Origin of the sequence: Pedobacter faecalis (assembly GCF_030182585.1) — a bacterium.
Taxonomy (GTDB): Bacteria; Bacteroidota; Bacteroidia; order Sphingobacteriales; family Sphingobacteriaceae; genus Pedobacter; species Pedobacter faecalis.
The window spans coordinates 1,696,765-1,708,743 of record NZ_JARXOW010000001.1; the positions used below are offsets into that span (position 1 = coordinate 1,696,765).

Annotated in this window: 10 protein-coding genes; 6 read left to right on the forward strand and 4 right to left on the reverse strand. The window is 49.6% G+C overall.

Annotated elements, in window-relative coordinates; all coding sequences use genetic code 11:
* The first annotated feature begins 12 nt into the window (after window positions 1-12).
* The 6 genes from QEP07_RS07625 to QEP07_RS07650 are packed head-to-tail and all read left to right on the forward strand — an operon-like array spanning window position 13 to window position 7,249.
* Window positions 13-1,446: a RagB/SusD family nutrient uptake outer membrane protein gene (locus QEP07_RS07625; protein ID WP_285009309.1), complete on the forward strand. Its 1,434-nt coding sequence runs from the start codon at window positions 13-15 to the stop codon at window positions 1,444-1,446.
* A 36-nt stretch (window positions 1,447-1,482) separates the two neighbouring features.
* The gene (locus tag QEP07_RS07630) at window positions 1,483-2,757 is read left to right on the forward strand and encodes a redoxin domain-containing protein (RefSeq protein WP_285009310.1); all 1,275 of its coding nucleotides are present in this window, start codon (window positions 1,483-1,485) and stop codon (window positions 2,755-2,757) included.
* Window positions 2,758-2,810: 53 nt separating this feature from the next.
* Window positions 2,811-4,286: a gluconokinase gene (locus tag QEP07_RS07635; RefSeq protein ID WP_285009311.1), complete on the forward strand. Its 1,476-nt coding sequence runs from the start codon at window positions 2,811-2,813 to the stop codon at window positions 4,284-4,286.
* 33 nt (window positions 4,287-4,319) lie between these two features.
* On the forward strand, window positions 4,320-5,099 hold the full coding sequence (locus QEP07_RS07640; protein ID WP_285009312.1) for an SDR family oxidoreductase: 780 nt from the start codon (window positions 4,320-4,322) through the stop codon (window positions 5,097-5,099).
* Between the two features lie 15 nt (window positions 5,100-5,114).
* Window positions 5,115-6,074: a TIGR03885 family FMN-dependent LLM class oxidoreductase gene (locus tag QEP07_RS07645; protein ID WP_285009313.1), complete on the forward strand. Its 960-nt coding sequence runs from the start codon at window positions 5,115-5,117 to the stop codon at window positions 6,072-6,074.
* A gap of 8 nt (window positions 6,075-6,082) precedes the next feature.
* Window positions 6,083-7,249, forward strand: a complete 1,167-nt coding sequence (locus tag QEP07_RS07650) for a MalY/PatB family protein (RefSeq protein WP_285009314.1) — start codon at window positions 6,083-6,085, stop codon at window positions 7,247-7,249.
* A gap of 165 nt (window positions 7,250-7,414) precedes the next feature.
* Here QEP07_RS07650 and QEP07_RS07655 read toward each other — a convergent pair whose 3' ends face one another.
* The 4 genes from QEP07_RS07655 to QEP07_RS07670 are packed head-to-tail and all read right to left on the reverse strand — an operon-like array spanning window position 7,415 to window position 11,965.
* Window positions 7,415-8,182: a hypothetical protein gene (locus tag QEP07_RS07655; RefSeq protein WP_285009315.1), complete on the reverse strand. Its 768-nt coding sequence runs from the start codon at window positions 8,180-8,182 to the stop codon at window positions 7,415-7,417.
* Window positions 8,183-8,202: 20 nt separating this feature from the next.
* Window positions 8,203-9,288: a TlpA disulfide reductase family protein gene (locus tag QEP07_RS07660; RefSeq protein WP_285009316.1), complete on the reverse strand. Its 1,086-nt coding sequence runs from the start codon at window positions 9,286-9,288 to the stop codon at window positions 8,203-8,205.
* A 36-nt stretch (window positions 9,289-9,324) separates the two neighbouring features.
* The gene (locus QEP07_RS07665; RefSeq protein ID WP_285009317.1) at window positions 9,325-10,521 is read right to left on the reverse strand and encodes a DUF4369 domain-containing protein; all 1,197 of its coding nucleotides are present in this window, start codon (window positions 10,519-10,521) and stop codon (window positions 9,325-9,327) included.
* A 4-nt stretch (window positions 10,522-10,525) separates the two neighbouring features.
* Complete coding sequence (locus QEP07_RS07670; protein WP_285009318.1) at window positions 10,526-11,965, reverse strand: RagB/SusD family nutrient uptake outer membrane protein; 1,440 nt, start codon at window positions 11,963-11,965, stop codon at window positions 10,526-10,528.
* Window positions 11,966-11,979: the final 14 nt, after the last annotated feature.

The following is an 11,979-nucleotide window of genomic DNA, read 5'->3' on the forward strand; positions in this document are numbered from 1 at the left end:
GATTAAAGAATTATGAAAAGATATATTACTTACCCTCTCCTGATGCTTGCAGTGCTCTTCTCGGGCATATCCTGTAAAAAAAGCTTTCTGGAAGTTTTGCCAAAAGGCAAGGTAATTGCCGTAAATATTAAAGACTATGAGTTGTTGCTAAACAACCCTGATCTTCAGAACGTAGGGGCCGACGCACAGATCCTTCTGGGCGACGAGGTGACTATGGAAGAACCCTATTACAGCGGTCTGACCCTTCGCGAACAGCGTCTGTTTACGTGGAGCGCCGATATTTATCAGCCCGACGAGAACGCTGCGGAAACCTCGGGACCGCTGTCTGCCATTTACACATACAACAAGATCATCAACGAAGTGATGGAGGCCAGCGATGGCACTTTGCAGCAGAAAAAGGCGATACTGGCTGAAGCCCTTGCGGGACGGGCATGGACGTATTTCCTGCTGATCAACTACTACGGCAAGGCTTATGAGCAGTCGACCGCAGCGGCCGACCCCGGCTTCCCGATCATTACCACGGCAGACATCACCGTCAACCGCTTTACCCGCGCTTCGGTGCAGGAAGTGTATGATTTTATTGTCGCCGACCTGGAACGCGCCTTGCCCGACCTCCCTGCCCAGGTGTTTCACCGGCTACGTATGAGCAGGCCTGCTGCCCAGGCTTTATTGGGCAAAGTACACGTGTTTATGCGTCGCTTTAACGATGCACTTCCGCTGCTTGAATCTGCTTTGCAGGGATTTACTACAGCACAAACTCCACTGGGTTTATACGATTATAACCAGACCTTTGCGCCAAACGGGGAGTTTATGCCGGTCGACTTTTTTGGGCCGAACTATCCATTAACACCCGACAACCGGGAGGTGGCCTATCTGCGCCAGTTCTCCAACTTTCATGCCTTAATGAATACCTTGCAGGTAAACAGTCAGACTATGGCGCTTTACAATCCGGCCGACTTTCGCCTCTTGTTGTATTCACCTACACCCTTTCCTGTTGGCGATCCATTCCAGGCAGGCGCCCAGCGCAGAACCGCGCCAACCATTGTCCCTTTTGGTGTAAACCTGCCTGAAGTGTATCTGCTGCTGGCCGAATGCAAAGCCAGGGCCAACGACCGTCAGGGCGCTGTAACCGCGCTGGAGCAGTTGCGCAGCAAGAGGCTTCCTCAGGCTGAAGCTGCAGTTCCGGGCGCAGTGAGCGCAGATCAGAAGCGCTTGCTGGACTTCGTTTTCGAGGAACGCCTACGCGAATTTGCGGGACTGGGATTCCGATGGTTCGACATGAGGCGCCTGTCTGTAGACCCCCTATTTACCATGCCGGTTTACACGCATACGTTACGTGGGGCCGACGGCTCGACAGATGTTTATACGCTCAAAAAGGAGCGACTTGTATTAAAGATACCAAAACGAATACTTCAGACCAATCCGGGCATGCCCGACAATCCTTAACAAGAATAAGATTAGACATTTAAACAGAATACCGATATGAAAAAGATCAGCATAGTATTCCTCATTTTTATGAGTGCCCTTTGTTCATCCCTGAGGGCTCAGGAACAAAACAGCCTGATGGAGCAGGTGAAAGTTATGGCCAAAGAAAAAGACCCTGAAAAGGTTGTTGCCATGATGAATAAGATTATTGCAGACAACAAGCTTGATAATGTAAAGGACGCAGAAACGATGGACATGCTGAAAGGCACTGCGGCAATGGCTTACCTGGGCAAAAAGCAATATCCGGAGTTCCGGAAATACATCGGTCAGTTACGCAACAAATTCAACCAAACCTCCTATTTAAACATGGCGGCGAGTACGCTTCTGCGGGAAGATGGCGATCCAAAAATGGCGGAGCAGCTGTCGAAAGAGACACTTGACCTTTATTTCTCTTACAAAGATGATCCGGCTGCCCGACCTGCCGAGATGGGTGAGGCTGACTGGAAACGCTTTATGGATTTTGCAAAGTATCCCTACTACGACACCTATGCGGCTGCCCTTTTTGCCAATGGCAAATACAAAGAAGCTTTGGCAAATCAGGAGAAAGCTTTTGACAGCACACCTGAAGAGGCTATGGCGCCTTCGGCCGAAAGATACGCCAGGCTGCTTGCACTGAACGGTCAGCCCGATAAAGCGTACAAGCTGTTAGAAACCCTCATCAGCACCGGCAAATCGACCGCTGCGATGGATGCCCAATTGAAAGAACTGTACGTTAAGAAACAGGGTAGCGAAGCTGGCTTCGATGAGTATCTGAAACAACTGCAGCAGGGTGTACAATCGGTTTTAAAAACGTCGCTGGCCAGTAAAATGCTCGACACCATAGCACCTGGGTTTGTACTGAAAGACCTTACCGGTAAAACGGTATCGCTTTCGGATTACCGCGGAAAGGTAGTGGTGCTGGATTTCTGGGCAACATGGTGTGTGCCTTGCATCGCCTCCTTCCCTGCTATGCAGAAAATGGTATCGAAACATGATGATGTGGTGTTCCTTTTTATTGCTACCCAGGAAAAAGAAGCGGGTGCATTGGAACGCGTGAAATCGTTTGTGGACAAGAACAAGTATAGCTTTCATGTATTGATGGACAAACCGATCGCCGGCAAGGCTGGGGCTTATGAGGCCTTGGCTGCCTACAAGGTTAAGGGCATACCTACCAAAGCCATTATCGATAAAAAGGGTAAACTCCGTTTCCTTTCTGTGGGATTTACGACCGACTCGGAACTGATCAATGAACTGGAGGCGATGATGGAACTCGCTGCAGAAAAATCCTCTTAAACGAAACAGATTTGCCGTAATCGGGTTAACTTGCTAGGAAATCATGAAACCCGATGGAGGAATACGTTTTAGGTGTTGATATAGGAACCGGAAGTACCAAGGCCGTAGCGGTGGACCGGGAGGGCGCCATACTTGGGGCCGCAAGTCGCCTTTACGTACGTTCTCACCCCGAACCCGGAGCCAGCGAACAGGAACCGGAGGATATCTGGCTGGCCTTCCTGCAATCGGTAAAAGAAGCGATTGAACTGGTAGGCAGGCCGCCGCAAATGATCAGCCTGAGTAGTGCCATGCACAGCTTGATCTTGGCAGATCCTGAGGGAACGCCCCTAATGCCTTTGATGACATGGGCTGATGTGCGGAGCGCCGCAGTTGCGGAAGAACTGCAGGGTACGGAAACCGGGAAACGCTTGTACCGGAACACCGGCACGCCCATCCACCCGATGTCACCTTTATGCAAACTGATCTGGCTGCGACGCGAAAAACCGGAACTCTTCGGTGCCGCAGCCAGATTTCTTTCTATAAAAGATTATATCTGGTTTAAGTTGTTCGGCCATTTTGAAGCCGATTACTCCGTCGCCTCGGCGTCGGGCCTGTTTGATCTGGCAAGCTTATGCTGGAACGAAGAAGCGCTAAGACTTACGGAAATTCAAGCGACGCAGCTGCCTGATCTTAAAAATACGGACTTCGTGAGGGATCTGAGCGATGCGACGCTGCTCTCCAGGCTGGGCCTGGACCAGCCCGTTCCTGTGATGATTGGCGCAAGCGATGGCTGTTCTGCCAATCTTGGTACTTATGTACATGGCCGTGGAAAAGCGGCGCTGACTATAGGCACCAGCGGCGCGGTACGGGTAACCGGCCGGGCGCCGATCAGCGATGATGAAACCATGATCTTTAACTACCGACTGGACGAGCAGACCTATGTGAGTGGCGGTGCAGTAAATAACGGCGGCAATACGGTAGACTGGCTGCTGAAAAAATTCCTGAATGTGGAGCAGGTGGGCGACGCCGCTTACAAAGACCTGTTTGACGCCATTGACCACGTAGAGCCAGGCAGCGAAGGTTTATTGTTTTTGCCTTACCTGCACGGAGAACGGGCACCGATATGGGAGGCGAGTGCAAGCGGTGCCTTTCTCAATATTCGCTCGCTGCATACGCAGGCGCATTTTTTTCGGGCTGGCCTTGAAGGTGTTTGCCTGGCGCTCAACGACGTACTGAAAACCATTGAGGAACGATCGGGCGCGATTGAAGCGCTCCATGTAAGTGGCGGCTTCACCAACTCTGACGTCTGGATGCAGTTGCTTGCTGATGTAACCGGAAAACGGCTGCTGTTAATGCAGGTGGAAGACGCATCGGCCGTAGGCACTGCCTACCTGGCGATCAGGAAAGTCTGGCCCGAGGCTTTTGTCCGGCTCGGTGAACGGAAAGCCGACAGGGTAATAGAACCCAATGATGTTCGCCACCGGGTGTACCAGCAGGTGTTCGGCCGATATCGAAAATCATATCATTTATTGAAAACGATCTGGGCCTGACGATGTTGTTAGTGGAAACAACAGGTATCAGATATGAAAAAAACGATTATCGTGACCGGCGCAAGTTCGGGAATCGGCCAGGGTATTGCCATTGCCTATGGGCAGCAGGGCGCGCGGGTTGTCATCAATTACCATAGCGACGAAGAGGGCGCGCAGCAAACTTTACACGAAATTGAAAAGGCCGGCGGCGAAGGTTTTATTCACCAGGCCGATGTGAGCAGCGAAGCAGAAGTCGCCACCATGTTTGAGGCGGCTATAGCAAAATTCGGCGGCTTCGATATCCTGATCAACAACGCGGGCATACAGATGGACAATTCGTTTGCCGAGATGTCGCTCGAAGAATGGAATGGCGTGATTGGCACCAACCTTACGGGCCAATTTTTATGCGCCAGGGAGGCGATCAGGCATTTCGAATCTAAAGAAGATACCGGCTCATGTAAGGGCAACATTATTTTTATCAGCTCCGTGCACGATATTATTCCATGGGCAGGCCATGTGAACTATGCCTCCTCAAAGGGCGGCGTGCTTATGCTCATGAAATCGCTCGCGCTGGAGGTTGCGCCCAAAAAGATCAGGGTAAACGCCATATCGCCTGGTGCCATAGCTACCGACATTAATGAGGAGGTGTGGTCGGACGAGGTACAGCGCAAAAAACTACTTAAACTGATTCCCTACCAACGCATAGGCGAAGCGGAAGATATCGGCAAAGCGGCCGTGTGGCTGGGTTCGGATGAGAGTGATTATGTAGTGGGGACAACCATTTATGTAGACGGAGGCATGACGCTTTACCCTGGTTTTGTAGACAACGGATAGATTTAACGCATCAATATGACAACATTTGCTTATCACGCTTCGCATGAACAATTCAGGCCTAGCGAATTGCTAAGATATGCCGCGATGGCGGAACGCGTTGGCTTTGACGCCATTGCTTCCTCAGATCATTTTCATCCATGGAGCCACAGGCAGGGACAAAGCGGTTTTTCTTTTGCCTGGCTGGGTGCGGCCATGCATGCCACCAGTCTTCCATACAGCGTGGTATGCGCCCCCGGCCAGCGCTATCACCCGGCCGTTGTTGCACAGGCAATAGCCACCCTGGCTGAAATGTTTCCTGGAAGGTTTGATATCAATCTGGGTAGCGGCGAAGCATTGAATGAAAACATTACCGGCGAGAAATGGCCCGCCAAACAAACGCGCAATGAACGCTTGCTGGAGTGTGCGGAAATCATCAGAAGGCTTTTAAACGGCGAAACCGTAAGCCACAAGGGGCTTGTAACTGTGGAAACAGCGCGGTTGTATACACTTCCCGAGCAAAAACCCAGGTTATTCTGCGCGGCAGTCAGCAAAGAAACCGCAGCATGGGCAGGCACTTGGACAGATGGTCTGATTACAGTGCATCAGCCTTACGAGGAACTGAAGAAGGTGGTGGATGCATTCCGCAGCAATGGAGGCGCGGATAAACCCGTGCATTTGAAGGTGCAGCTATCTTATGCCAGCTCGGAAGAACAGGCATTTGAAGGTGCGTATGAGCAGTGGCGTACTAACATTTTTCAGGGCACTGTGCTGGGCGATATGCCCACGCCCGAGCATTTCGACGCAGCGGCGGAGTTTGTGAAGCGGGAAGACCTGCAGCGCATGGTGCGCGTTTCGGCCAGCCTGGAAGAGCATGCCGAATGGATTAAGCAGGATTTATCGCTGGGATTTGAACGGATCGCTCTGCATAATGTGAACCGGGAGCAAGAGGCGTTTATCAGCGACTTTGGTCGGCAGGTATTGCCCCGTTTTTCTTAACTTCGGGCATGACATATGATTTCGATGAACTGATTGACCGCAAAGGTACCAGTGCCGTAAAATGGGACGCGAGTGCGGAAGAGACTATACTCCCGATGTGGGTGGCCGACATGGACTTTAAGACTGCCCCACCCATAGTTGAGGCGCTGGCTAAGCGGGTAGCGCATGGCATTTTCGGTTACACCCTGCTTCCTGATACGTTTTTCGAAGCTATTGTAAACTGGTGGCATAAGCGGCACGGGTTCTCTATTCAAAAAGAATGGATCATACCCACCACGGGTATCATTCCGGCCTTGTCGGCCTTAATCCGTTCCCTGACCGCGCCGGGCGACCAGGTATTACTGCTCTCCCCGGCTTATAATCACTTTTACGAATCAATCGGCAGTGGTAGCTGCCAGGTCATCGAATCCGAACTGATATACAGCGATGGCCGTTATACGATTGATTTTGATGACGTGGAAGAGAAAGCGCAGCAGGAGTCGACGAAGATCATGATCATCTGCAATCCGCATAACCCTACCGGCCGGGTATGGAACCGGGAAGAACTATCAAAACTGACTGATATTTGCAGAAAACATGGCCTGATCATCGTTTCAGACGAAATTCATTCAGACCTGGTACATACAGGGTTCCGGCATATTCCCACTGCCGCTGTTGCCGGTCCGGAAGCCGTGATTACGCTTTCATCTCCGAGCAAGAGTTTCAACTTGGCGGGACTACAGGTTGGATACCTGTTTACTGCACACACCGGATACCGGGAAAAGATTGAGGCTACCTTTCGCATGCAGGACACCAATATGTTCAGCCCTTTCGCGGTTGAGGGGCTGCAAGCTGCATACAACGAAGGCGAGCCCTGGCTTGAAGCGCTAAAGGTCTATTTGTATAACAACTACCTCTATCTCCGGGAAGTATTCAAAACCAAACTTCCGGGCCTTAGTGTGCTGCCCTTAGAGGCGACGTATTTGGTTTGGGCCGACTGCCGCTCACTCCCGATCTCAACTACCGAACTTTCGGCCGCACTTCTCGAACAGGAGAAATTGTGGATCAACGCGGGCAGCATGTATGGCATGGGCGGAGAAGGATTCCTTCGGATCAATATAGCCTGTCCGCGCCCCCTGCTTGAAGAGGGTTTGGACAGGCTGGTGCGAGGAGTATCAGGACGACAAAAGTCGTAACCCCTTCACGATAGTTACCGGCCACCTAGCAGCCTCCATGCTCCTACCTTGTTCGGGAATAGTCTGGGTCTGGTCTGGGCTTTGTTCGCAAAATAGGGTACCTTTTGTGGACAAGTGTTGGATTAAACCCTGATTAAGCCCGAACTTGGTGGACACCTGTTACTATCAAATGACGGTGAAGTTTATCTTATCCACGCCAATGTTACCTGTTTTAGGGTCATACGCATACACATGCACTTCATAATCGCCCTTAGCTGTAATGGGTATCGCGGCTTCGAAATTATTCCAGACATCAGTGATTTTTAAAGGTACTTCACCGATCTTCTGCCCATTATGCTTAATGATCGCCTTCGTCGTAAATGCCTCGGAATCCCAGGTGCCTCCTTTGGATATGACACAGCCGCAAGCCATGGTAATGCTCGCTTTCAAGGGCATTTTACCCTCCTTAATGGATTCCAGCCGTGTATATTGCTGTGTTGTCGGCGCAAGGATATCGACGATAAAACCTGGAATCTCCACCACGATACCGTCGCCCAGTATGTCTTTCCCGGGAATCAGCCAGGTTTGTGTAGTTATTTTTTTCGTACCGTTTCTCCGGTTAACGGAGGCGATGACCTCTATGTCGACAAACGTCGGATCTGTGAGCTCCAGCGAAGCTTCAAACTTCGAGGTGCCCGCGTCGGCAAGCTGCTGATTTCGCTTAATAGCCTCTGCCATAATCACATTGGTGTTTCCAGATCCGCCTGTTGCCATACCCTTAGCCATAACCTCACCTGTCATATTGTTCCGAATGGTTACATGTACGCCAAGCGATGCAGGCAGGAACTTAGCATCTTTCGCTTTCGCTCTTACGATGATTTTGGTTGTTTGGGCGAGGCCAATTGCTGAATAAAGAATCAGTAATATGGCTATCCATTTTACTTTCATTTGCATAGTATGGGGGGCTTAACTGCTTATTTCGCTTTTTTTCCGAATAATTCCTCAAGTTTATGATTGAGCATCTCTCCGCGGAGGTCTTTTGCGATAATATTGCCTTGAGGATCTACCAGCAGCGTGCTCGGAATTCCGTTGATGCCGTAGTACTGCGACACCTCGTTCTTCCAACCCTTAAGATCAGATAGCTGTGTCCACGGCATCCCGTCGTCTTTGATCGCTTTCTTCCAGTTTTCCGCTTTATCGTCTAGTGAAATGCCGACTACCGTAAAGTTCTTGTCTTTGTAGGTGTTGTATGCTTTCAGCACATTAGGGTTTTCGGCTCTGCAAGGTCCGCACCAGCTTGCCCAAAAGTCGACCAGCACATATTTGCCTTTAAAGGCAGCGAAGCTAACGGGCTTACCGTCAACGTCGTTCTGAGTAAAGTTCAGCATTGGGGTGCCGATGTCACTCCGCTTAAGCACGGTTAGACGTTCGGCCAGGCGCTGACCTTCCGCCGTCGCCTTTGCCTTTGGACCGAGCTTGTTGTAGGCCGATTGTATGTCTTTGTAACTGCCCATGCTTGCACGGTCGGTAACCAGACTAAGGCTTAAGGCACTTTCGGGATGCGCAGAAATGTATTTGTCGGCCAGCTCCCTTCTCTGACGTCTGATATCATCAAGTTTCTGCTCAATAGCAAGCTGCTCCTCCTTACTCACCTTTCCGTATTTCTCGTACAATGGCATTTGCTGATCGTCAAGAAATTTTTGGGAGGCTTCAAAAGCGTCAGCTTCTGTCTGCGTTTTAGAGCCGGTCACTTTAAGCGCGTGCAGAGAATCTGCAGTACCCCTGATGGCGATATTCCCGGGTTCAAGGAATACCCATGCGGCCTGCCGCGGAAACATGATGGTTACTTTCTGCGGTTCCTTGAAGCTGCCCGTCCAGGTGAACTTTCCATCTTTTGTTTGCACCGTACCCGTTTTCGTTTCCTTTCCTTCATAGTAGTAAATGTTAACCTCTACGTCGCCGAGGCCCTTGATGTCGCCCGTTACTTTGGTCTGCTGAGCATACGCTCCGCCCACTACATAGAGGAGGCAGGCGCTTAATAATGTTCCAATTTTTTTCATAACGTACTATGTTAGTTAAATAAATGTAATAAATACTTAGTTAAATATTTCTGCTAGTTTTTTATCCATAGCCTCGTCGTTTTCACCACCTCCCCCGTAGCGTCCTACAATAACGCCGTTCTTATCAATAAGTATTTTCGTTGGCAGGGAATGAATAGCATAAGCATCGCTAAGATCCGATGACCGGTCGAAGTCGTTACCTACCCGCTTAAGGCCGCGTAGTACATGACGCCATACGCCTATTTTATCCTGGGCAACAGCCTTCTTCCAGGCTTCATGATTACTGTCGTCGTCAGACACGCCTACGATTTCAAGTCCTTTATCTTTGTATTTGCTATAGAGCGATAAGAGGTGCGGGTTTCCTTTCCGGCAGGGTACACACCAACTGGCCCAGAAATCGAGTAATATGTATTTCTTGCCGCGGTAGTCGTTCAGGTCGAGCTGCTGTCCGTTGATATCTGTAGCTCTAAACAGATTGGCCTTTGCACCCGGAGATCCGCCTTCCAGGCTTCTAAGTTCCTCAGCAATCTCTTTCCCCTGGCTGGTTGCTTTAATTCTGTCGGACAATCCAGCATAAAGCGCCTTGCCCTCCGAAAGCGGCATACCCGAAACCCTCCACCGTAAGGCATAAGCAGAGTAGTACGAATCTGGGCGCGTTTTGATATACTCCATATCAATTTTGTCCATCGCTTCCCTGTACGGATCCATTTGATCTTTAATATCATTCGCTTTTTCTTTGAGCGCATCAAGTTCCGTCTCCGATTTCCCAGCTTGTCTTGCCTCGATATAACGTTTGTTGGCCTCATCATAAGCCGCACCTATTTTTGCGATCTGGTCGAGCTGCGCTTTCTTTTTGCTTTGTAAGTCAGCATACTCCTGGTGTGTTTTTGAACCTGTGACCTTCAGATTCTTGAAGTCGCCCGCCGTCAGATCGATGGTTTGGCTTGCCGGCTCAAGGAAAAACGACCCCACGTTAGGATCGTCCATGGCACGACCTGCAGTGGGACCAATAATATAGGCCATAGACGGCTCGCCAAGTGAGCCTTTAAAGACGAAAGAACCGTTGTTTATAACTGCGCTATCCTGTAAATATTTGCCATTCGCAGCGTAATTAAGTTTGATATAACCAGATGATTGCCCTTTTATCTTTCCATTAAGAACAAAAGAGTTTTGTTGCGCAAGCGCTGGCATAAAGCCAGCGCTGATTAAAAACGCGAATAAATAATGTTTCATAGTCTTAGTTTTTACTGTATCCTGTGTTTTGTTCACCAAACAGCGGATTGTACCGGAATTCGGTTACAGGCACTGGAATGATGTACTGGATCTGACTGGTAATGCTCGGCTTGAGTTGCTGAACAGTTGCGAAAGGCAACCTGAGCAAGGCCATCCATTCACTGCCGTCCTCACCTACAAGGCTTTTCGAAGTCTCTTTGTAAATTTCTATTAAGAGCGCTTCCGGAGAGTTTGCCGCTTCAACTGACAGATATGGAATATTATTGGTAGTCGCAGTTATTCCCGCTTTTTCCTGGATCTGGTGTACCAGCCCTTTGGCAGTAGCCAGACTGCCGCCAGATCTGACGATCGCTTCAGCTTTAAGCAGATACACCTCGGTCAGACGTATCGCGTAGTCGGTTTCAGTAAGCAGAGACGGCGTTCCGTTTACCAGCTGATATTTAGTAAAATAAAATGTGTTCGGCGATGAAGTTGAGGGATTAGCAATGCCAATAACCCAGTTTTGCCGGGGATCGTTTGCGTACAGGTCTTTCAATTTTGCCTTTGCAACATACAAAGCCGATGCAGATGGCCAGTATTGCCTGCTTTTGCTATAGGGATCGGAAGGCTGGAGCGCTTGTGGTTTTACACCCAAGATTACTTCTTTACTAGCCAGACCATTTTTATGAAATATGTCCTCTGCAATTGGCTCCAGTACAAAAGGACTATTTTGGATGATGTTATCAGCAAGGCTTATCACCTCGTCATAATCACCTTGCTGCCCCCGATTAATCAATACCCGCATTTTCAAAGCCATAGCCGCCCATTTGGTGGCGTAATGATTTGGGTTTGTTACCGGTGCATTTGCAATGGCTTCATCGAGATCGGAAAGGATAAAGTCGTAGCTTTCCTTTACTGTACTGCGCTTTTTAGCAATATTCGTCAACGTCGATAGCTCGTCACGAAGTAACACACCCTGGGTGCTGCCTATTTTGTACCACTCTGCGTAATAGCTCAGTAGCTTAAAATGGGAATAAGCCCTTATAAACTTGGCTTCGCCCAGGATTTCCTTTTTCCGGTTGCCTGTGAAAGCGTTATCTGGTAGCGCATTGACTCCCTTTAATACGCCATTTGCAGCATTTAGAGACCGGTATGATTCATCCCAAAAAGTACCCGACGCACTAAGGTTCTGGTTATCTTCCTGCCCCAACTGGCCAAAGCCGTAGCCAAGGTAGCCAGCAAACATGGCCGGCAGAACCTGGTGCATCTGCCAGCCGGTTTTTATATTGGTTGCGTTGGCAAAGTTATAGTAGGCGCCGTTTAAAGCAATCTGAGCAGTAGCCTGATCCAGAATCGTATTTGATTCGACTTTAGCATTTTTTGGTAAGGCTCCAAGTTCCTTTTCACAGCTGTAAATCACCGTAAGCATGACGGCGGCTGTAAGAATTTTATATAATATTTTCATCTTCCATTTATTTG